Raw genomic sequence first — 21,516 nt, 5'->3', positions numbered from 1 at the left:
ACAATGAAAACAATTTCTTACATCAGCTTTTTCCTATTATTCTTTGCAAGCTTTCAGGTTTTCGCTCAGAAAAAAGACTACAGTTTTCTTACCGACAGTTTGAAAATTGAAGAACAGTTAGGAAAATATAAACTTCCGGGATTTAGCGTAGTTGTTTTTGAAAATTATAAGATTGTTTACACCAAACAATTTGGTCAAAAGTCAGCAAATTCTCCCGAAAAAATTAATGAAAATACGGCATTTTCTACGGCTTCTATTTCCAAACCAATCACTGCGCTTCTTTGTTTTATTTTGGAAGAAAAAGGTTTGATTAATCTAAATGAACCGATTGACAAATCTTTAAAAAGATGGCACTTGCCAAAAAGTAAATTCACGGAAAACAAAGCTCCGACTTGGAAACAGTTTCTAAATCATACTGCAGGAACTACTCAAAGCGGTTTCGAAGACCATTATGAGGGTGAAAAAATCCCTACACTGGAAGAAAGTCTTTTGGGAAAAATACCGAGATATGATAAAGAAATTGAATTCACCTTTGAGCCTGGAACCGATTGGCAATACAGTGGTGGTGGCTATACAATCATTCAAATGGCATTGGAAGATACTTTCAATAAACCGATTGCTGAGCTTGCAAAAGAATACATCTTTTCTCCACTTGGATTAAAAAATACAACCATGATTCAACCTAATGAAAAAGGATTTCTAACGAATATTGCATCAGTTCACGACAAAGACGGAAAAGTGATAAAAACAGGTTTGCCAATTACGCCACAAGTTGGAGCATCAGGATTATGGTCTACCCCAACTGATTTAGTTAAAATAGCTATCGAAATGCAAAATGCTTTGCGCAATAAAAACAACAAAGTAATTTCTAACAATGTAGCCAAAAAAGTAACGGCAGTAACGGCTTTAAAAAATGCCGTTGGTGGATGGAGCTACGGATGGCAAAAATCTTTTGGATACAATAATTATGATTGGTTTACCTGCAATGGTTCAAATACCGGAGTTGGAGGAACCGTGATGGGAACAATGAAAGACGGGAATGGTTTTGCATTTCTTGCCAATGGCGAAAAACCAAATCGTTTTCCTGTGATGGGAGCAACACAAAGAAAAATTCTTTCACTAATGAACTGGAACGGAAATTTCCATAATGAAAAAACTCAGGAAATACCTGCAAATCTAAAGAAACAACTCATTGGAACCTATGATGATTTTCTTTACGGACAAGGAATGGAAACTAAAATTGTAGAAAAAAATAACCGTCTTTACATAGAATCTGAGATTTTAGAACATTTTAAAGGAAAAAATGATAGCGAGTTGGTTTATTTGAAAAATGGATTGTTTAAAATGACAGATTATCCTAACCTTTTAAAATTCGATTTTAAAGATGGAAAAGCAAGTTTTGTTACCCTACGAAGAGATGATTTGACAGCCACAGTTTCAATGGCTGCTAAAGCAAAATAACCTTTAATAGAAATAGGAAAACGGATGTTTACAATAATAAACATCCGTTTTAGTTATAAATATTTTCTAAATATCGAAACGATAATTAAACCTTATGAAAAATCTTCAGAAATAATATGCTCAATACAATATTCTGCCAATGCCGTAATCGTTAAAAAAGGATTAACACCAATCGTTCCGGGAATTAATGATCCATCAATGATATAAAGATTTTCAGATCCTTTAAGTCTGCCTTTCATATCTGTTGCTTTTCCCAATGCAGCACCGCCCAATGGATGGTAACAAATATCGGCTCCGAATCCGTTATTAAAAAGCAAGTGCGCTCTTGTTCCTCCGTTTGCTTTATTCATTTTTTTAATAAAATATTCTGCATTTTTTCTGGCAAGAGCTACGTTATCTGCAGACCATTTTAAATCGATTTTTCTAGAAACCGGATCAAAAAACACAGCACCTTTTTCGGGCACCGGACTAATCATTAAATAAAGTGAGGTAGCCACATCCATCCCCATCGGAAGCGGAGCAATTTCTGTAAAAAACGGATGTTCTTTATCATTCCAATTATCAATTCCTCCAACAGGAATCGTAGAATGATTTACTCCAGTTCCACCGGAAAATGTTTTGACAAAATTTCTGCCGGTCATGAAGTTTCCGTTGTTGCCCCAGTTTTGTCCTACTTCAGAATTTAGTGTTATTTTATTATCGTTTGATGATTTTAAAAGCAACTCTAAAGTTCCCATTGTACCAGCGCATAAAAACAGTTTTTTGCAAACGATATTCTTTTTTGCAACCGTCTCACCGAGAGTATTTGTCTGGATAACTTCTAAAATATAAGTATTATCTAAACCTTTTGTAATACTTTCTACTTTATGTAAATCATGAATATGTACTTTGCCTGTTTCTTGGGCTTTTTTAAGGTAGGTTTTGTCTAAAGACTTTTTACCGTAGTTGTTTCCATAAATTACTTCACCTGCAAGAGCCGAACGAGGAACTTTATTTTCGTATTCAGCTTCCATGTATTTAAAATCATAAACATTGGGAACACGCACGGTTTTAAATCCTGCTTTATGAGCTTCTTGCTCCCCCACTTTATTGAATTTATAGAAACTGCAGTTTTCGAGAAAGTTTTCGTCAGCAGAATTCACCTCAAGCTCTTTTTCAGCCAGTGGAAAATATTTTTCATAAAAATCTTCAGTACTCAGTTCTGGAAATATTTCTCTGAAATAATCTTTCTTGGGCAAGACAGCCATTCCTCCGTTGACAAGAGAACCGCCTCCAACTCCTCTCCCCATCCAGATTTTGATATTGCTAAAATCCCATCGATCAAGCGTTCCTGTATATTTTTTGGTGTTAAAAATATTAAAAAATGGGGCAATCGTTTTAGTTCTTAACCAAGCTGCAGATTTTCCGGGACTAATCATTGGGGAAAACTTTTCACCAGATTTTTCCCAATTAAGACCCATTTCCAAAATCGTTACCTCATGCCCTTTTTCAGCTAAACGCAGCGCAGCAACTGCTCCACCGTAACCGGAACCAATAATAACATTATCAATTTCTAAGTTTTCTGTCTCTACTTTAGCTTCATTATTTTTTGCAAACAAAACTGATGAAAAGCTTGTGAAATACAAGGCTCCCATTCCTAAAAGTGAATGTCTGAGAAATTCTTTACGGTTCATAAAATGGTCTTTTGGTTTGCTATAATTTAAAAAGAGAACTATTGTATCTTCAGTAACTACTTCTTTTTGCAAAATCAAGACCACTCTGAAAATTTGTTACCAATAATAGAAATCTAACATTAACATTTGAATACTTTAGAATTTAAAACAGTTTATAATATTTAGCTTTTAATCTCTAAGATGAATAGAGTTTGGCGATAATATTTTTTTTTATTAACGTCTTAGTTTATCAACTATAAGTAACTTATTGACTTCTAAATACTAGACTCATAATATCTTTGCAGCTCGGATAATTCAGATTTACTGGTAGAGCAATATATCTTTAGGTCTTAATTCAGACTTTCTTTCTTAACAAGGTTATGCCATTATTTAGTCTCTGCCTAACCGCTAATATTATTAAAGATGCTATTGTCTTTAGATAAGCAGACCAAATGATCATAATAGTCAGTTATTAAGTATTATTCAATCATAAGGATGCAAAACTTAGCCTGTATATTTGCGCTGAACCTTTTGAAACTAAAAATATAAAGTTTGAAACAATTTTATCAGTTTCAGTATTACATTCAAAAGGATATTCAGAGCATCTTCTTTTCTTCACCAAATGTTTTTTCTCTAAAAAGAAATTTATTAATAACAATTACGCTTTAAATTTATCAATAATTCAACAAACAGCAACCAAACACCACAATTAACTCAATCATAGCAATTTATGATTAATTTATATTCTTTATTGAAATTTAGTTTATATCTTTGCAGAGTTTAATTTTAAGTATTAAGCTATATAGTTAGGTTAATATTGAATACATAAGTTGTTATTATGATTAGCAAAGTTCTTTTTATACTTTTGATAATTCCAGGAATCTATTTTGCACAAGTAGGAATCAATACACAAACACCAAGCAGGAAATTACATATTTCAGGAAACACCAGAGTAAGACAATTAATTAATAAATCTGAAACTTCTGCGTATGATCGTTTGCTCGTCTCAGATCAAAATGGAAATATTGATTATACAACTAAAGCCAGCATGCAACCATCAGCTGAACCAGACTTATCTAACAAGGAGAGTTACAGTCTTATTTACAATAGGGCAACAGGCAGTGGAGACCCTTTAAAAACACTAAAATGCGGAAAGTTTTTATTTCTATTTGAAAACACCTTAGAGTCTAGAGTTAACTTTCGTCTTTTTGAAAATCCTGGGTCAACGATTAATATTTACATGAGTATGGAGCAAAATTTCACAACTGATGGATATCAATTTTATCAAGGAAAAGCACCAACTAATGCAGCCACTGTGCCATTCACTTTTACCACTACGAACTGGAATGTAAATCAGGAATTTGCCAGTGCAAACTTGGCAGATTATGAGCAAAATATCATGCATTTTCAGTATCCCAATGATACAGATTTCTATCGTTTAACCATTTATCGTGTAAAACAAAATACAGGTACAGACAGCTGGGATTTCGCGGCTGTTTGTGAAAAATACTAAGTATGAAAAAGCATATTTTGCTAATAATAATAGGTTGTAGTACCAACCTCATAGCACAAACTCAAAATGTAGGAATTGACACTACAGAGCCTACTCGAAAAGTAGATGTTAACGGAAATTTACGCATCACTAGTACCAATAATGTGACCAACAGTACAGCTTACGACAGGATTGCTGTAGCAAATAACACAACTGGTGATGTAGATTATATTAGTTTATCTGCTATAACACAAACAAGTACCAGCAACCTTGAAGTTAAACGTACAATTTATAATGCTACATTGCCGGATCAGACAAAAGAATGTAATTGTGGTGATATAACCTTTAGAATAAGCAATTCGAATATAGCACAGTTTAAATTTAATTCTCAAACTTTATTTGTTACCAATAATGCTACGAGTATACAAATAGGATATGGTGTGAAAAGATGGACAGGCTCGACATATAATTTCGTAAATAGAGTAACAGACTTTACCAACCTTAATTTTGCCAACTATCAATCTTTAGATCTTACAGCATTTCCTACTGATGCCACTAATACTGTGAGAGTATATACAATTCTTCCTCCCAAACAAAATAATCTTTACAGATTAACACTGTCAAGAGTAAATAATACACCGACAAATTTTACCTATTCTCTAATTTGCGAAAAATTCTATATAGAAATAATTTAATATGAAAAAGGTCTTAATTATTTTGTTTTCATCTGCATCGTTGATTCTTTATTGCCAAGTAGGAATAGGAACGACCACCCCAACAAGATCACTGGACATCGATGGAAATTTAAGAGTTAGAGTACTCACAGACAAGAGTACTGATAACACATATAATAAAGTCATCGTTTCTAATGTGAACGGAGATTTAGATTCATGGGATAAGGCAAGTCTTAAAAATACTATTAAAGAATTGGCTGTAGAAAATAAAAAGATTGTGTATTTTTCAAGTTCTCCTAATGTGGGAAGTATTATGAGCTGTGGCAAAATGCAGTATCGATTCGGCGCTGGACCATTACCACAGATGCGCTTAGTAACTCCCGCTAATGCAACTTTATACTACAATAGAATGCACAAAGTTAATAGTGCAGTAAATAGTTTTTCTACCCCAAATAATGTTGCATCTAATTTAACAGCAGCATATACCACTGCAAACAATTGGATAACATTAGATGCAACATATACCAACAATACATTAAATGAGTTCTACATGAGCTACCCGGGAGATAATAATCTTTACAGAGTAACTTTTTTAGCTAGAAACTTAACAGCAACTGATTTTTTTTATTCGATGGTTTGCGAAAAATTTTAAAAACTTACATGAAATCTGCCTATTCTTACTAGTGTAATTTTACAAAGAATCTCAAGATGCCAATAAGAATTTGCAAATACTATTAAGTTTTAAAGTGTCAAGAAAAGCAGACTGCTAATACAGTAACCGAAAGTTTTTGTCAAATCATTAAAAAGTGTTGATTTATGGCAACAAATTCATTACCAAAAAAAGCAAAGTAGGAATGCATTTTTCTGGCAATAAATTCTAAGCAGACTGATATAATTAATGATGCAAAAATTTCTGACGATCAAATAAAGTCTCGTCAGTTTCTCTATGTTCAGGATCATCAACACAGCAATCTACAGGACAAACTTCCTTACATTGAGGTTCATCATGAAACCCTTTACATTCAGTACATTTACCAGGCACAATATAATAAACTTCATCTGAATAAGCTTCATTCACATCTTCTGCATTCTTTTGGGTACCATCTGGAAAAATAACATTTCCTGAAAGATTAGTTTTATCTTTCCAGTGCCACTCCATCGCTCCTTCATAGATTGCATTGTTTGGGCACTCAGGCTCACAAGCTCCGCAATTAATACAATCATCGGTTATTTTTATAGCCATATTTTTTAATTTTAAGTCTTTACAAAAGGTTTCTTTTCATATTTGATGAAATGCTTACCTCAGAAAGTCAATCTTTTTTTATTAATCTATTACAGCTCTCGAGCAATCTCTATTGACAATCCGTTCATTATCTTTGTTAGTTGAATCTGACAAGCTAATCTACTGCTAACATTCGAATTAAACAATTCTGAAAGAAGAGCCTCTTCCAGATCACTTTTTTCTGGAAGGACAGTGTCACTTAAAATATAGCAATGGCATGTAGCACACATAGCCATCCCTCCACATACAGCCTCCATCGGCAATTCATAAATCTTGCATATATCTTTAAGACTTAGCCCCATATCTGTAGGAGATGCAAGTTTATGAACATTACCATTTTGATCGGTTACTGTGATGATAATATCTTCTTCATTAATTTCCATTATAATTTTCTATTTTTTTCGAAGTTGCTATATGGATAAGTTTGTTAAATTTATTTGTGTAAAAAGATGAGAACTCACTGCTCTTCTCATTATCAAACAATGACGATTTAACAACAGGAACACTATAAGGTATTGGCCATGCTCTTAGCGATTTGGCTATTGATTCCATTGTATTAATTCCATTCATCGCCTGCAATCCATCCGCCCAACAAACCAATCCGATGATTTTATCTGTAAGATAAGGTTGATGATTACCAGATGTGATTTCTAACCAATCCAAACAGTTTTTCATAACACCAGGAATACTTCCATGATAAAGCGGTGCTAACCAAAAATGTACATCGGCTTCAAGAAATTTTTTACTCATCAATTCTACACCTCTTGGTGTATTCGTTAATGTGATGTCAAATAAGGGAATCCCTGCATCTGCCAGATTAAAAATTTCGGTTTCGATACCTTTCTCAGAAAGCTCGTTCGAGAAATATTGGGAAAGCATCCCCGATGTAGAGGGAGTTCTTTTTTCCAAGGCACCATTAAAAATAATTGCTTTCATTCTTTAATTTTTAAAAATTACCTTCGGCATTCCTATTTCTCCGTACATAAGACTTTTTACAAATGATTTCAATAATGAAGATGCCAAAAGATATAATGCAGGATCTATATCAGATCTTGCTTTTACTACAACTTTTTGATTACTATATTGCTGTAAATCTGCATTCTGAATATTTTGCTTCCAAAGATTCAGAAGAACCTGATCTGAATCTAAAAAATCTAGATGAGCAGCGTGTTGGTAAAATTTTTCCGCCAACAACATATAGACCCAAGGAGGAATAATTGCATCAACAGAACAAATCACTGCCACAACTTTTCCGTCATACAAGGAAAAATCAACCATAGCTATAGATTCTTTAAATTGCTTTTCTTTAACGATCATACCCATGAAAAGATGATCTTTTACATCAAACTCCAGAATTTCTGTTAAGGGTTTGTAATCTAGCAGGTCAATTGAAATTATGCCCGAATTTTCTGCTTTGTTGATGAAAATATTCTCCATATGTTATCTAACTCAAAATTCTATTTGATTCTTGAAAGAGCCTCTTCGTATTTTTTTTCAACTGCCGACCAGTCTAAAACCTTCCACAAACAATCTATATAATCTGCTCTCTTGTTTTGATATGACAAATAATATGCATGTTCCCATACATCAAATCCTAAGATAGGAAAACCCCTATTTGTAGTTTGAACATTCATCATTGGATTGTCTTGATTTGGCGTTGATGTTACAGCAAGAGAACCATTGAATTTCACATACAACCATGCCCATCCGGAACCAAACTGGCTAAGAGCTACTTTTTTTATTTCAGTCTTTAAATCTTCTAAACTTCCAAAGCTCTTATTAATCTCCTCAATAAGCTTTCCTTCAGGATTTAACTTTGGTGTAGGAGAAAGAATTTCCCAAAACAGGGAATGGTTATAGTGACCACCACCATTGTTTCTTACAGCTGGACTATATTCTTCGCTTATTACTTGCAGAATCAAATCTAAATCTGTAGTTGAATTATCAGCTTTTTCTAAAGCGGCATTAAGATTATCAACATACGCTTGATGATGTTTTTGATGATGAATGGTCATTGTTTCCTTATCCAGATAAGGCTCAATTGCATCATATGAATAAGCAAGTTGCGGTAATTTAAATAATGACATAGTTTTAATATTTAAGTATTAGACAACAAATATATATTTAAATAATTAAACAACAAAAATGTTATTTTATTGTTTAAAAACAATACCTTTTATATTCTTGAAATACAGCAAATTACTGTTTTATTGAAATTCACTATATTTGTAATAGCAAATAAAACAACCAATATATTGACAAATGGAAAATAATGCGAGAGATAGGATTTTGATGTTTTTAAAAATGAGAAAAGAAGCTACCTCTTCACTTATTGCTCAGGAAATGGGAATAACAAAGGAGGGAGCTAGAAAGCATTTAATTAATTTAGCGAAAAAAGGATTTATTGAGTCCATTACAAAAACGGAAGGCGTAGGAAGACCTTCTACATACTACATATTAACATCAAACGGGTTATCAAAATTTCCCGATACCCATGCTGATGTTACAGTTCAGTTACTTAGATCCGTAAAAAATCTTTTGGGAGAAAATGCATTAGATTTACTAATCAATGATCGTGAAAAAGCAACCAATAGCAAGTATCAAAAAGCTCTAAAAAATAAGAATACAATTGAAGAACGTTTACAAACTCTAGTTCAGCTTAGAAGTGAAGAAGGATACATGGCGCAATGGAGTGAAAAAGAAGGCTCCTACTTTTTAATTGAAAATCATTGTCCTATTTGTGCAGCGGCAAGAGAATGTCAAGGATTTTGCAGAAGTGAGTTAAGAAATTTCCAACTAATTGTTGGGCATAATTATAAAGTTGAAAGGACTGAGCATATATTGTCAGAAAGTAATAGATGTACATATAAAATAAGCTCAGCAACTGAATAGCCGTTAACTTTACAATATCAAATTAAAAAAAACATCAGATTTCTATTAATTTTCTTTCCTGAGCGAGGCTCATCATTAATCATGAAATCTGTAATACATTAATCTAAATTCTTCCTAACCGAGGATTTAAAAACAAAAAAAACCGCTTTAACATTAATTTAAAGCGGTTTTATAATATTTAGCCATATTGGCTAATAAAAAAATTACTTCACTTCTTCAAAAATAACGGGTATTGATAATTAGTTAGTTATAATTTAATGGTACAAATAAGGTATTCATTATTACATCTATTTATACTTAAAAATTTCTAATAGATTACTAATCATCACTTTATATTTTTCTTTATTTTTTGTAGTTAAAATTAATATTTATGTAGTATCGGGATGGTAAATAACGATTTGTTTTTCTCATTTCTCAATTTCCCTTAATGATGCCGGGAATAATTTATTGCCAAACATCTGTAGAACGTGATTCACTTTTGCCAGACTTAAGTTATCCTTTCCTTGTTCTATTTTCCGAACTACCGTTAAAGCGACTCCAGCTTTTTCAGCAAATTCCTGTTGTGTAAGTTTGGCATCTTTGCGTTTGTCTTTGGTAAATTGTGCTAGATTTTTAGACATTTTATATGCTTTTGCAAGTATTTAGCCCAAATATAGCAAGTTATATGCAATTACATATATTAAAAATTTTAAAGCATGTTTTATAATGTGAGATGATATAAAATACAGAAAATTATTAGAGTAAGTTTTAAAAAAATATTTAGTGTAAAATAGCGAACCCCTACTCGCTTTTTTAAATTTTTCAACTATTTTATTATCAAAACTTTACTTCACTATTTTCTATTAATTTTGTCGCAAATTTAGAATATATTTGCGACAGAATATTGTACTATGTGCAAATCTTAGATGGAGCAAAACAGTTGTCTATTTATTTCTATTTAGTACACTAATTACTAACCGTTTCACGGTTTCCATTTCATCGGGTTTACTCGAAGCAATAAAGAGTGTCAAACTGGCTAAAGTATCATTACTAATAATGAGTTCGTTTTTTGCGTTGTAAAGCATTTTATTGGTTTGCAAAAATTTCAGAAAACATGCTGCAGCAATTCTTTTATTTCCATCTACGAAAGAATGATTTTTCACCACGAGATACAAAAGCATCGTGGCTTTCTCTTCCAAGGTTGGATAAAAATCGTTTTCTCCAAAACCTTTTTCTATTTGGGCAATGGAGCTTTGAAAATTTTGATCCTTTTCTTTTCCAAAAACCTGCGAATCAAAATCGACCACCATTTCATTGATGAGTTCTTGGTAATCTTCTTTTGTTGGATAAAGTGCTTGTTTTTTCGTTAAACCTTTAGAATCTAATTGCTCGTGATCATAATCATCTAATAATTGCAAACCTTTTGAGAAAACAGATAACCATTCATTTTCATTGGCTTTTTCTTCGATCGCTCTGCTTAAAATCTGAATGCCATTTTTCAGCAGTTGAACTTCGTGCTCTTTTTGTGCTAATCTTTGTTCGTTTACAGCATAACCTTTTACTAGATATTCTTTTACGATTTTGTTTGCCCAAATTCTAAATTGAGTTCCTTGTTTGGATTTTACCCGATATCCAACAGAAATGATGACATCTAAATTGTAAAATTTGGTCTTATATTTCTTTCCATCTGCTGCAGTTGTCAAGGAATCCTTGACAACTGAATTCACATCTAACTCTCCTTCTTTGAAACAATTATTGATATGCAGACTTATATTTTGTTTTGTTTGCTTGAATAATTCGCTCAATTGACTTTGAGATAACCAAACAGTATCTCCTTCAAACTGCACTTCAAGTGAAACACCAGAGTCTATATTTTCGTAAATTTCTATTTGATTTTCTGTTTTCATTCTTTATAGTAAGTCAAATCTTTTAATTTTTCTTGGATTTGTCTTGTAGAAGAGTGATGCGGGAAATTTGGGAGTGTTAAATTAAAAAATTTATCTTACCGCAGATTCACCCCTTGTTTTAAAGCATTCATAAAAGCTTGATTAAAAGAGGAATCTTGTGCATACAATTTATATAAATCCATATCCACTTTTCTTCGGCGAGACATTTCGTCATCTACAATTTTTCTAAAAGCCAATTCTCTGTTTTGATCATCCGAATTTAGAGCATATTTACTTTCAAAATCTCGGTGCGTCTGAACAGCTTGAATTAAAGATATAAATTTCACCCGTTGTTCCTCTGAAGTAGCTTCCCAACCCTGAAACCATTTTTCATTAAATCCATTAATGATGTTTTCCAGTTCATCTTTTTCCTCTTCGCCGTGTGCACCCCGAACATTTGGATTTTGTGGATCAAGTTCTGTTTCTGAATCATCGAGAGATATCGCTGCATTCAGTTTTACTCTTTCCAAACCGTATGTTGACAAATCAACAGATTCCAGCAATTTATCCAGAGCATCACTTTGTGGATCTTCTATTTTAAGCTTTGGAATCAAGAATTTCAAAAACCAGAATAGCTTTTCCCACGCCATCACTTCATAGGGCAAAATCGCTGCAACCTGTCCATATATTTTTACGAACTGTTTTGCTTTAATTTTGTAATCGGCTTTATCTTTTTCCTCTAATTCTAAGTCTGAAACAAACCGTTGTGCTGCCACATCAATTATGGGACTTAGAAACTGGGCATCTACTTTATTAAAGTATTTTTCATTAAAATCTTCAACTTCCGACTGCTCATAAATACCGGAATCATCCAAGCTGTCTTTCAGTTCGTGCAATACATTAATATCAGTAGCACTGCTTAATGTTGTCGAGGTATAAAACGGATCAAAAGAAATTTTAATATCTTCCACCGTATTAAAGAAATCGAGTACAAAGAGGTCTTCAGTTTTCTTGTTCAGCTTGTTCGCAGATCGGTTTAATCTTGATAAGGTTTGAACTGCCAATACACCTTGCAGTTTTTTATCGACATACATTGCAGAAAGTTTGGGTTGGTCAAAACCTGTAAGGTATTTGTTGGCGACCACGAGCATTCTGTATTCGTCTTGATCAAATTTATCTTTCGTTTCGCTTTCCGGAAAACCGTTCATTTGGGCTTCGCTATATTCAATCCCATCCACTTCTTTTGTTCCTGAAAATGCTATGACGATTTTGAAAGGATTTCCTCTTCCATTTAACAATTGTTGTAATGCCTGATAATAACGGATGGCAGATTCAATGCTTTGAGTTACGACCATTGCTTTTCCTTTGCCTTTTAGCTTTTTCGTATTCACAACCGAAGAAGTAAAATGATCCAGCATTATTTCAGCTTTTGTACCAACGGTCTGCTTATGTTTTTCCACGTAAGCGCGCAGCTTTTTCTGTGCTTTAGAAGTATCAAACAAAGGATTGTCCTCTATCGATTTTTCAATTTCATAATAACTTTTGTAGGTTGTATAATTGGCTAAAACATCCAAAATAAATCCTTCTTCAATCGCCTGTTTCATCGAATACAAATGAAAAGGTTTAAAAGAACCATCTTCCTGTTTTACACCAAATTTCTCTAATGTATTATTCTTTGGTGTGGCGGTAAAAGCAAAATAGGAAGCGTTTTTGGTCATCTTCCTGGCTTTCATCGCTTCCAGAATTTTATCCTGATAATCGACAGCATCTGTATCTTCGCCTTTATTTCCGATAGCTTCATTCAGTTTATCTGCAGAACTTCCGGATTGCGAACTGTGTGCTTCATCCACAATGACTGCGAATTGTTTGTTGCTCATATCTGCAATACCTTCAATGATGAAAGGAAATTTCTGAATGGTAGTAATGATGATTCTTTTACCATTCTCCAAAGCAGATTTCAAATCCGAAGACTTGTACGCAGGAGCAACGATGTTTTTGACTTCTGAAAATTCTTTGATATTATCACGAAGTTGCTTATCCAACAATCGTCTGTCAGTCACCACAATCACAGAATCAAACAAAGGCTGATTGGTATTTTTGCTTCCTGCAACAGCTTCACTTTCAGGATAGGCTTCTATCAATTGATAAGCAAGCCACGTAATGGAATTGGACTTGCCGGAACCTGCACTGTGCTGGATAAGATAGGTTTCTCCAGCACCTTTTTGAGTGCTGTCTTTTATCAGTCTTCGCACTACATCCAGCTGATGGTATCGCGGAAAGAATAAAGTCTTTTTGCTCAGTGCATCATTTTCTGCACCATCAAACCTTACAAAATGCTGAATGATATTGGCAATACTTTCTCTTCGCAAAACATCCTGCCAAAAGTAAGAAGTCTTATGCCCGAAAGGATTGGGCGGATTACCTTTTCCATAATTATTACCAAGATTGAACGGTAGGAAAAACGTATTCGCACCATCCAGTTTGGTAGTCATATAGATTTCATCGGTATCGACGGCAAAATGTACAATACATCTTCCAAAATTCAGCAAAGGCTGAGCAATATCTCGCTTGTGTTTATATTGGTTGACGCCGTGCACTTTGGCATTTTGTCCTGTCCAATGGTTTTTCAACTCGATGGTAGAAATAGGAATACCGTTGATGAAAATCACCATATCAATTTCTTCCAGCGGATTGGCAACCGAATATTTTAATTGTCGGGTAACGCTGAACTGATTATTCTCAAAATTATCCTTGATGCTCTGACTGCTGTTCTGCAAAGGCACCACATAAAATAAAGTGAAATGCGCATCATCGACCGCCAAACCTTTACGAAGCAAACGCAAAATACCGTACTTTTTCACCAGCTTATCGAAACGGTCAAGAACTTTTATTTTCCAGTCAGATTGGCGTTTGAGTTTTTCCAATTCGTCCTTTTGTGTCGTCTCCAGAAAATCCCAAAAACGCACCTCATCCAGCGCATACTTAGCATTGAAATCTGCCGGATTGCCGATACGGTAACCATTGCTTCCGTAGGGTAGATTTGGTTCGGCAACTATTCCGTTTTTTATATCTTCTGTCGAAATACCGCAGAGTACTTTTTCTATGGCAGTTTCGAGTGCGAGTTCGTTGGTTTGTGATGGCATAGCTAATTAGTTATAGTTGGCAAATGGGGTCCAATATATCCCACATAAATCTTTTTTGTAGAATTATTAGCATAAAAATGAAACCTTAAATCTCCAGTTTTAATGTGAAGTTCAAAGCATTCTGTGCCACCGTATGGTAAGGCAAAAACTCTTTCACTTCGATAACGAGCAAGTGTACGGTCTGATTCGGGAGAAATCCTTAAAGAGTATGATCTATTAACTTCTCTGTAACTAAAATCCCCTGTTGTCCAATTTCCCACAGCATCATCAAATTCTTTTAGTCGATCTATTATTTGATTAAAATAGCTAGATGCTCCAATCATTAAAATTTGATTTTGTACTTCGCCACAAAATGTTAAATTAGGAAATAACTTTTTTCTTTTAAACCAAAAATTTCTAAAATTAACATTCCATAAATTAACAGAATTAAAGTTTACATAATCTTCGTGATTTTTAATCTGTCTATCTAGTACTATAGTAGTATTTGAAAAATCTCCTCCTAAAAAACCATTATCTTCACCAGGAAAGTTCGCATCAATCTTAGCAACAGTATCTAAATAATTACTAGAAGGTTTTAATTGCTCTATAAAAACAGCAATAGCTGCTTCTTCTTGGTTACTATAGTTAGAATATAATTGCTCGATGTGGGATAAGTTAAATAGAGAATTATGTTTTAAAAATATATCTTCTGATAATCTCTCTATCGCAACCAAATCACTACAGCAACTTAAAAACAAATCGTAAGTCTTTAAATCTAGGGCTTCGTTAATCGTGAAAAAATTACTCATTGTTTTCTCTCTTTTTAAAGTAATCTCCCTCTTTTCTAATATTAAAAAGTTGTGCAAAATCTATCTGAGTTTGATCAAAAAAGCCTTTAGGCCAATCAGATAATTCGCCAAATTCATTTATAGATATTGATTCTATTTTTGGTTGTGTGCTATTCTCGTCTTGGCTAAAAAAATTAATTGTAACTAATTCAGTAGAAATTTCTTTTGTTGCTACCGATATTTGAATACCATTAATAAAATGATCACTGTGTGTTTCAACAATTACATTAACTCCAGCATTTGCAACCATAGCAAGAAATTTTCCAATCTTTGATTGGGCTGATGGATGAAGATGAGCTTCAGGGTTTTCAACAATCATATAGCTTCCCTTTTTTGCAATCAAGCCCGTAACCAAAATTGGTAAGACATAACTGATACCAAATCCAATATTTGTTGCTATAGTTGAATCTCCTCTTGTATAATAATTATCGACCTTAATTTGTGCAGAATGAGTTTCTGGATTATAAGAAGCTGAAATTGACACACCAGGCATTAAATCATGTAGCCAAGCATTTACTTGCTGTTCTAATCGTGGGCTTTTAGATTTCCTGTTTCTTCTGATCTCATCGATCTCAAATGTATAATTTGAATCTGTATCAGCAATTAATTGTGCTACAAACTCACCTTGAAAACCAGCATTTGGAAAATCATAAAATTTAATTCCTTGATTAATTCTTGGCCCAATTCTTTCAGCATTCAAATAGTAAAATTCTTGTAAAAACAAACCGTCATTATTATTAGGCTCATTATGAACCTCAATAGGTTTTAGATGTAAATTTGGGTTATCATCTAATTCATATACAATACTAAAAGACTTTTGACTATTAATACCAATTGCTACGTAATCAGGCGATGCATTTTTTGGTATAAGTAAGAAGCTATTTCCTAATGCCAAACAATAAGAACCATTCAACTCAACATTTAACCCATTTACTTCTTCGTAAACATATTGATTTTTCTCTTCACTTATCCATTGCGCACAATGTTCTATTGTTCTACGCAAAAAAAGTAATGCTTGAATTACGGTACTTTTTCCATTACCATTTGCTCCAGCTAAAATCGTTAATCTATTAAGAGGTACTGTTTTATGAGTAAAACACTTAAAATTTTCAATTTCTATATTAAATCCATCCATAGATTAATAGTTTAAATTATCCTCAATTATTTCTTGCACTTTGTCAAAAACATATAGCAAATTATTTCTACCGTTTGTCCCATATGATAAGAAATTTAAAAAATCTCTATCTTCAAAAATGTTTTGGGCTAAAGGTTCTAATAAAGCTTTTTCAGGATTTAGACTACGTATTTGATTGTGATCATATCTTGATAAAAGTACAGACCAACTAACAAAAAGAGCCTTGTTAATCAATTGCTTATTTGCGGTTGGCGCTAAGTCAAATGGTCTTACTTTTCTAAAGGCATATCTTCGTCCAAATAAATATTCAGAATTTTGCATTGAATTTGAAAACAATGAAACATAATTGCTTAATTCATCATAATTTTTCTTGGATAATTCTTCGGTTAAGTCGTCCAAAGAAGTGTCCATATATCCATTATATTCGTCTATGTTACCATCGTTTTCCATAAATCTATCAAAAAAAATAAATCTTAATGCAATCTCCTGATCGTCCATTCTCGTTGGTTTAATACTATTATCAGTAGCAGATTTAAATTCAGGCAGATTAACCATCTCTTTCAGTATATCACGCAAACTATTAGTAGCTAAACAATTTCTAATTTCTTGGTTATTTAGAGGTTTACCACCTGTATTAATTCTTCTAAATATATCATACTTGACTTTTGGAGGGGAAGAAGGATCGATTACGTTGACAGAAAACTGTGTTTGATTGAACCATCTAAAATATTTGGGATCTAATCCCGTCTTTCCATCATTGCTTTTGTAGTACTTACCTCCACAGCTCTCCTCAAGATACTCCAAATTTCTTAGAAAGAATTTATTATCCATAAATTGTTTGATTGTTGTTAAACGCTGTAAACCATCAACAATAGTTATTCTGCCTTCATCGTCTTCGGAGAAATAAAACATTGGAAGTGGTATTCTTAATAGAATTGATTCTATCAGTCTTGATTTCTGCGCACTATTCCAAACAAAATTTCTTTGGAAATCTGGTGATAAATCAATATCTCTATCATCAATCATATCAGATATAAGACGTAAGCTAAATGACTTTGCGTGAACTTTGATCTCTTCAGGATTGAATGGACTGTGCTCTTCTGGTAAAGCACTTTCAGTATTTTCAGTTCCTGACTGCTCAGATTCAATTAATTCTAAAATTAATTTATCCAACTTTGAGGATAATACAATATCATCTTCATTCAAATTAGTATTTTTATCAGTGATAAAAAATATATTATTTTCTATATAACCGTTTAGCCATATTACATTTTCATTATCCTTAAATTCAAAATGATTGTTATCTAATTTAAAAGCATCAACAAGTATTGATGTCCCATCTAAAATATTTAATTCTAACATTAGCAAATGATTTTATTCAAATTTAATTAATTTTTACCTTCCCCGTCACCACATTATCTATCAGCACCGTTTTATACTCTTTCAGCTTTTCTATTTCCTGCTTTTTAAGCAAAATGGCTTTGGCGATTTTTTCGTCGAGTTCTTCTAAATGACTTCCGATTTTAAACTGCTCTTCGATTGGAGGTAAAATTACGCTCAACGATTTTAAGAGTTCCTGACTTAATGAAGCTCTGGTAACTATATTCATTTGTGTTGTAAAAAATGAACTAACTAAATTAGTTCTAAAATAAAATTTCGAAAAGCCCTTGTCTAATCGATTTTTAAAAGGTCTAAACCTTATTAAAAATCCTGCAAATGTTGCATTTAGGATATCTTGATAACATACCGAAGAAACACCTATGTCATCTTTAGTTTCAGATGTTCGCGTAAAAAACACGTCACCTTTTTTTACAGAATATTGTTTAATCTCCTCATTTGTTGACTCTACCAAACCACTTATATTGCTTGGAACTTGAGAATTTTTGTAAACATCTCCATAACTCAAAAAAGGGTTTCCTGTTCCAAAAAAATCTCCACCTTTACTAATGCCATTTTGTGTTTGACCTAAGTAACGCAACTTCCTCACCTCCCAATGCTCCGGAATTTCCCCAATCCAATCCACACCGCTGTCTTTGAGTGGCACGGTATCATCCAAACCTTTGGTAACGGCTTTTTGGATGAGGATTTGGCGGCGTTCTTTCAGCAGTTCTATTTCTTTTTGCTTGTTGCTAATCGTTTGGTCTATTTTGGAGGTCTTGTCATCGAGAAACGTGGCGATGGTTTGTTGTTCTTCTAATGATGGAAAAATTAAGTAGACTCTTTTTAATTGGGGCCAATACAAATTTCGTTGTATTGTTCCAACACCTTTTGAACACAGTAAATAATGTGTCACAAAACTCCTATTCCGAAGTAAGTAATTTAAAAATCTAAAATCAAAATTATTCTTTACTGCTAGAACGATGTATGCTGGGCTAACAATACCTCTATAAAATGAGACACCCACAGAACCTCTCCAAGCCTGTTGATTATTTAATACAAAATCACCTTCTTCCACAAGTTGATATTTTGATAAGTCTTCACTTGTAACATTTGTTCGCTTTTCTCCTACATCAGAAAACCTTATTACGCCTTTATCCAGATAAACAGAAAGTAATTCTTCATTCTTGTTATTAATTATAGATTTTAAGGAAAAAACCGAAGAAAATGGTTTCTGAAACCAACCGTGAGGAATCTCTCCAATCCAATCCACACCGCTGTCTTTGTATTTTTCGTATCGCTGCATCGTCTAAAAATTTAAGATTTCAGCCAGCAATCCGTCACCTTCCTGTTCCAGTGCCAAAATATCCTGGGTCACTTCCTCTAAACTGCGTAATGGCGCAGGTTGGTAAAAATATTTATTAAAGCTCAGCTCATAGCCAATCTTTACAGAATCCAAGGCAATCCAGCTTTCTTCGGCATAAGGTTTCACTTCTCTCAGGAAATAATCCTGTATATTTTCTTTCAGCGGAATGCTTTCGCTGTCGCGCAAATCACTTTCGGTTTCATATAAGGTGTATTCGCCTTTTTTATCGGTAGCAAAATAGCCGTAATAAGCAAGGTCTTTTTCTGTACAGCCTAAATAGTCCAGCAAATCCGTCAGTTTCTGTCCGCTCAGTTTTTCCGTTTTCTTAACGACTTTATCGGCTTCCTCATCATACCAGCTTACGGTATCTAAAATCTGTTTTTTCTCCGAAGCAGACAGTTTGGTTTTGTCGCCTTTCAGCACTTCATCTACTTTGTTTCCAAAATCATTAAAATTGGTATAGATTGTTGTTCCCAAAACTTCCATCAGTCGCACTGCCGTCTGGTACAAAGCTTCCTGTTTTTCCCAGTTTTCTTTTTTCAGAAATGCGGCAAGCTGTTTAGTATTGATGTTGAGGTCTTGTTTTTCGGCAAAGTCTTCTATTTCCTTTTTGTGTTTTTCCAATCCGGTGTAGACTTCCATTCCATACTTTTCAAACAAAGCCTTGCTGAAATCAGGTTGTGCTTTGTCCCATTTCAACACTTCAATCTTTTCAGCTGTAAATTGCGATTTCAGACGTTTCGGTCTTTCGATATTCACTTTGTAATAACCAAAATCTGCATTTTCAAAAACCTTGCTGCCGATGTTTCCGGTTTCCTTTTTATCCAGCTCATTCAATTCCAAATAACAGTTCAAAATCTCCTGAATGTGCTGTTTCGTCAATTCACAGTTTTTATTCCCGAGATTTTTTCTGAGCTTCTGATACATTTCACTCGCATCAATCAACTGTACTTTTCCTTTTCGGTTAGCGGGTTTATTGTTGCTTAGAATCCAGATGTAGGTGGTAATGCCTGTGTTGTAAAAAATATTATTCGGCAACTGGATAATCACATCCAGCAAATCGTTTTCAATAATGTAGCGTCTGATATTGCTTTCGCCACCGCCTGCATCACCGGTAAACAGACTCGAACCGTTGTGTACCGAAGCAATTCGGCTTCCGATGGTATTTTTGTTGGTAATGGCTTTCATTTTGTCCACCATTTCCATCAGGAACAGCAATTGTCCGTCACTGCTTCTCGGCACCGCGTCGGCATCTTCTTCTTCGCCCCAGTAATTTTTCAGTTTAATGAGAAAACGGTTGTCAATCACATCTTTTCCGTCTTTGATGTATTTCTGTTCACTCGCCCAGCTTTTTCCATACGGCGGATTAGAAAGCATAAAGTCGAATTTCGTTCCGGCAAATTCATCCGTAGAAAGTGTAGAACCTACTTTGATATGTTCTGGGTCTTTGCCCTTAATCATCATATCCGATTTGCAGATGGCGTAGGTTTCATCGTTCACTTCTTTCCCAAAAAGATACACCGACGTATTGGTCGCCTTTATTTCGCCCTCTTCATCGGTAATGAAAAGTTCAGATTCTGTCAGCATTCCACCTGTTCCGCAAGCTGGGTCGTAAATAGTAATCACCGATGGAATTTTATCTTTAATTGGTTCGAAAACCAAATGCGTCATCAAATCAATTACTTCTCTCGGCGTATAATGTTCTCCGGCTTCTTCATTATTTTCTTCATTGAATTTCCGAATCAGTTCCTCAAAAACATAACCCATTCCCAAATTGGTTAGCGCAGGAATTTTCCTTCCGGCAGTATCCAGTTTTTCAAAAGGCGTCAAATTAATATCCGGCGAAGTGAATTTCTCCAACACATCCAGCAATACATCTTTGTTCGCCATATGTTTAATTTGCGCCCGAAGCTTGAACATCTCAATAATCTCTTGCACATTGGCACTGAAGCCATTCAGGTAATCTTCAAAATTTCCAAGCAAAATCTGCTGGCTGTTGGTTGCCGAACCGTGAAGACTTTGCAGCGTCCATTCGCTGGTGTTGTAGAAAACGTACTTGGAAGCGGCGGTCATTCCCTTGTCATCCCAATCGGTAAACTTCATTGTTTCCTTTTGGAAAACGACTTCCTCTAAAACGTGTTGTTTAGTAGGTTCCAGCAAAGCATCCAGTCTTCGAAGAACAACCATTGGTAGGATGACATCCCTATATTTCCCTCTTACATAGACGTCTCTCAGACAGTCATCGGCAATACTCCAGATGAAGGAGACGAGTTTATTGTGTACAGAGTGGTTCATTATTAATTTTGTTTTTTAAAAAAGTGTAATTTAAGGAAATAATCCTAAGTAAAAA

General features: G+C 34.0%; 19 protein-coding genes. 5 read left to right on the top strand and 14 right to left on the bottom strand.

What is annotated here, in order from left to right:
* The first annotated feature begins 3 nt into the window (after positions 1 to 3).
* A complete protein-coding gene (locus FDY99_RS17435) occupies positions 4 to 1,461 on the top strand; it encodes a serine hydrolase domain-containing protein (protein WP_139423051.1) in 1,458 nt (485 codons plus the stop codon).
* Between the two features lie 92 nt (positions 1,462 to 1,553).
* On the opposite strand, the gene FDY99_RS17430 is transcribed toward FDY99_RS17435, so the two are convergent.
* Positions 1,554 to 3,134 carry a GMC oxidoreductase gene (locus tag FDY99_RS17430; RefSeq protein ID WP_139423050.1) on the bottom strand — a complete coding sequence of 527 codons (1,581 nt, stop codon included), beginning with the start codon at positions 3,132 to 3,134 and terminating at the stop codon, positions 1,554 to 1,556.
* Between the two features lie 817 nt (positions 3,135 to 3,951).
* On the opposite strand from FDY99_RS17430, the gene FDY99_RS17425 reads away from it, so the two are divergent.
* From FDY99_RS17425 to FDY99_RS17415, 3 genes are read left to right on the top strand one after another with little or no spacing between them, the layout of a single operon-like run.
* The gene (locus FDY99_RS17425) at positions 3,952 to 4,626 is read left to right on the top strand and encodes a hypothetical protein (protein ID WP_139423049.1); all 675 of its coding nucleotides are present in this window, start codon (positions 3,952 to 3,954) and stop codon (positions 4,624 to 4,626) included.
* Between the two features lie 17 nt (positions 4,627 to 4,643).
* Complete coding sequence (locus FDY99_RS17420) at positions 4,644 to 5,300, top strand: hypothetical protein (RefSeq protein WP_139423048.1); 657 nt, start codon at positions 4,644 to 4,646, stop codon at positions 5,298 to 5,300.
* A gap of 1 nt (position 5,301) precedes the next feature.
* The gene (locus FDY99_RS17415) at positions 5,302 to 5,931 is read left to right on the top strand and encodes a hypothetical protein (RefSeq protein WP_139423047.1); all 630 of its coding nucleotides are present in this window, start codon (positions 5,302 to 5,304) and stop codon (positions 5,929 to 5,931) included.
* 243 nt (positions 5,932 to 6,174) lie between these two features.
* Here the strand turns inward: FDY99_RS17415 and FDY99_RS17410 are convergent, their stop codons facing one another.
* The 5 genes from FDY99_RS17410 to FDY99_RS17390 form a co-directional block, all read right to left on the bottom strand.
* Entirely contained in the window at positions 6,175 to 6,522 is a 348-nt protein-coding gene (locus FDY99_RS17410) for a 4Fe-4S binding protein (RefSeq protein WP_139423046.1), read from the bottom strand.
* An 89-nt stretch (positions 6,523 to 6,611) separates the two neighbouring features.
* The gene (locus FDY99_RS17405; RefSeq protein WP_139423045.1) at positions 6,612 to 6,944 is read right to left on the bottom strand and encodes a 2Fe-2S iron-sulfur cluster-binding protein; all 333 of its coding nucleotides are present in this window, start codon (positions 6,942 to 6,944) and stop codon (positions 6,612 to 6,614) included.
* Positions 6,934 to 7,497 (bottom strand): NADPH-dependent FMN reductase, encoded by a 564-nt coding sequence (locus FDY99_RS17400; RefSeq protein WP_139423044.1) that lies wholly within the window; start codon positions 7,495 to 7,497, stop codon positions 6,934 to 6,936. The genes FDY99_RS17405 and FDY99_RS17400 overlap by 11 nt, the downstream gene beginning before the upstream one ends.
* Positions 7,498 to 7,500: 3 nt before the next feature.
* The gene (locus FDY99_RS17395) at positions 7,501 to 7,998 is read right to left on the bottom strand and encodes a DUF2480 family protein (protein WP_139423043.1); all 498 of its coding nucleotides are present in this window, start codon (positions 7,996 to 7,998) and stop codon (positions 7,501 to 7,503) included.
* A gap of 20 nt (positions 7,999 to 8,018) precedes the next feature.
* Positions 8,019 to 8,648 carry a superoxide dismutase gene (locus FDY99_RS17390; protein WP_139423042.1) on the bottom strand — a complete coding sequence of 210 codons (630 nt, stop codon included), beginning with the start codon at positions 8,646 to 8,648 and terminating at the stop codon, positions 8,019 to 8,021.
* Positions 8,649 to 8,823: 175 nt separating this feature from the next.
* On the opposite strand from FDY99_RS17390, the gene FDY99_RS17385 reads away from it, so the two are divergent.
* Complete coding sequence (locus FDY99_RS17385) at positions 8,824 to 9,453, top strand: helix-turn-helix transcriptional regulator (protein ID WP_139423041.1); 630 nt, start codon at positions 8,824 to 8,826, stop codon at positions 9,451 to 9,453.
* Between the two features lie 407 nt (positions 9,454 to 9,860).
* Here the strand turns inward: FDY99_RS17385 and FDY99_RS17380 are convergent, their stop codons facing one another.
* The 8 genes from FDY99_RS17380 to FDY99_RS17345 all read right to left on the bottom strand — a co-directional run bounded on the left by FDY99_RS17380 (position 9,861) and on the right by FDY99_RS17345 (position 21,461).
* Entirely contained in the window at positions 9,861 to 10,073 is a 213-nt protein-coding gene (locus tag FDY99_RS17380; protein WP_139423040.1) for a helix-turn-helix domain-containing protein, read from the bottom strand.
* A 303-nt stretch (positions 10,074 to 10,376) separates the two neighbouring features.
* Positions 10,377 to 11,339: a virulence protein RhuM/Fic/DOC family protein gene (gene rhuM / locus FDY99_RS17375; RefSeq protein ID WP_139423039.1), complete on the bottom strand. Its 963-nt coding sequence runs from the start codon at positions 11,337 to 11,339 to the stop codon at positions 10,377 to 10,379.
* A gap of 95 nt (positions 11,340 to 11,434) precedes the next feature.
* Positions 11,435 to 14,461: a type I restriction endonuclease subunit R gene (locus FDY99_RS17370; protein ID WP_139423038.1), complete on the bottom strand. Its 3,027-nt coding sequence runs from the start codon at positions 14,459 to 14,461 to the stop codon at positions 11,435 to 11,437.
* 2 nt (positions 14,462 to 14,463) lie between these two features.
* Positions 14,464 to 15,249: a hypothetical protein gene (locus FDY99_RS17365; RefSeq protein WP_139423037.1), complete on the bottom strand. Its 786-nt coding sequence runs from the start codon at positions 15,247 to 15,249 to the stop codon at positions 14,464 to 14,466.
* On the bottom strand, positions 15,242 to 16,423 hold the full coding sequence (locus FDY99_RS17360; RefSeq protein ID WP_139423036.1) for an AAA family ATPase: 1,182 nt from the start codon (positions 16,421 to 16,423) through the stop codon (positions 15,242 to 15,244). Before FDY99_RS17360 ends, FDY99_RS17365 begins: the two co-directional genes overlap by 8 nt.
* 3 nt (positions 16,424 to 16,426) lie before the next feature.
* Positions 16,427 to 17,785 (bottom strand): DUF262 domain-containing protein, encoded by a 1,359-nt coding sequence (locus FDY99_RS17355; protein ID WP_139423035.1) that lies wholly within the window; start codon positions 17,783 to 17,785, stop codon positions 16,427 to 16,429.
* Positions 17,786 to 17,807: 22 nt separating this feature from the next.
* A complete protein-coding gene (locus FDY99_RS17350) occupies positions 17,808 to 19,106 on the bottom strand; it encodes a restriction endonuclease subunit S (protein WP_139423034.1) in 1,299 nt (432 codons plus the stop codon).
* A 3-nt stretch (positions 19,107 to 19,109) separates the two neighbouring features.
* Positions 19,110 to 21,461: a type I restriction-modification system subunit M gene (locus tag FDY99_RS17345; protein ID WP_139423033.1), complete on the bottom strand. Its 2,352-nt coding sequence runs from the start codon at positions 21,459 to 21,461 to the stop codon at positions 19,110 to 19,112.
* Positions 21,462 to 21,516: the final 55 nt, after the last annotated feature.

Source organism: Chryseobacterium mulctrae, assembly GCF_006175945.1.
In the GTDB taxonomy this organism is placed as follows: Bacteria; Bacteroidota; Bacteroidia; order Flavobacteriales; family Weeksellaceae; genus Chryseobacterium; species Chryseobacterium mulctrae.
Note: the sequence above shows the minus strand (reverse complement) of the source record. Positions and strands in the feature narration are given on the sequence as shown.

Coding starts and splice junctions, on each gene's coding strand:
- FDY99_RS17435 (WP_139423051.1), top strand. CDS start 4: ATGAAAACAATTTCTTACATCAGCTTTTTCCTATTATTCTTTGCAAGC.
- FDY99_RS17430 (WP_139423050.1), bottom strand. CDS start 3,134: ATGAACCGTAAAGAATTTCTCAGACATTCACTTTTAGGAATGGGAGCC.
- FDY99_RS17425 (WP_139423049.1), top strand. CDS start 3,952: ATGATTAGCAAAGTTCTTTTTATACTTTTGATAATTCCAGGAATCTAT.
- FDY99_RS17415 (WP_139423047.1), top strand. CDS start 5,302: ATGAAAAAGGTCTTAATTATTTTGTTTTCATCTGCATCGTTGATTCTT.
- FDY99_RS17410 (WP_139423046.1), bottom strand. CDS start 6,522: ATGGCTATAAAAATAACCGATGATTGTATTAATTGCGGAGCTTGTGAG.
- FDY99_RS17405 (WP_139423045.1), bottom strand. CDS start 6,944: ATGGAAATTAATGAAGAAGATATTATCATCACAGTAACCGATCAAAAT.
- FDY99_RS17400 (WP_139423044.1), bottom strand. CDS start 7,497: ATGAAAGCAATTATTTTTAATGGTGCCTTGGAAAAAAGAACTCCCTCT.
- FDY99_RS17395 (WP_139423043.1), bottom strand. CDS start 7,998: ATGGAGAATATTTTCATCAACAAAGCAGAAAATTCGGGCATAATTTCA.
- FDY99_RS17390 (WP_139423042.1), bottom strand. CDS start 8,648: ATGTCATTATTTAAATTACCGCAACTTGCTTATTCATATGATGCAATT.
- FDY99_RS17385 (WP_139423041.1), top strand. CDS start 8,824: ATGGAAAATAATGCGAGAGATAGGATTTTGATGTTTTTAAAAATGAGA.
- FDY99_RS17380 (WP_139423040.1), bottom strand. CDS start 10,073: ATGTCTAAAAATCTAGCACAATTTACCAAAGACAAACGCAAAGATGCC.
- rhuM (WP_139423039.1), bottom strand. CDS start 11,339: ATGAAAACAGAAAATCAAATAGAAATTTACGAAAATATAGACTCTGGT.
- FDY99_RS17370 (WP_139423038.1), bottom strand. CDS start 14,461: ATGCCATCACAAACCAACGAACTCGCACTCGAAACTGCCATAGAAAAA.
- FDY99_RS17365 (WP_139423037.1), bottom strand. CDS start 15,249: ATGAGTAATTTTTTCACGATTAACGAAGCCCTAGATTTAAAGACTTAC.
- FDY99_RS17360 (WP_139423036.1), bottom strand. CDS start 16,423: ATGGATGGATTTAATATAGAAATTGAAAATTTTAAGTGTTTTACTCAT.
- FDY99_RS17355 (WP_139423035.1), bottom strand. CDS start 17,785: ATGTTAGAATTAAATATTTTAGATGGGACATCAATACTTGTTGATGCT.
- FDY99_RS17350 (WP_139423034.1), bottom strand. CDS start 19,106: ATGCAGCGATACGAAAAATACAAAGACAGCGGTGTGGATTGGATTGGA.
- FDY99_RS17345 (WP_139423033.1), bottom strand. CDS start 21,461: ATGAACCACTCTGTACACAATAAACTCGTCTCCTTCATCTGGAGTATT.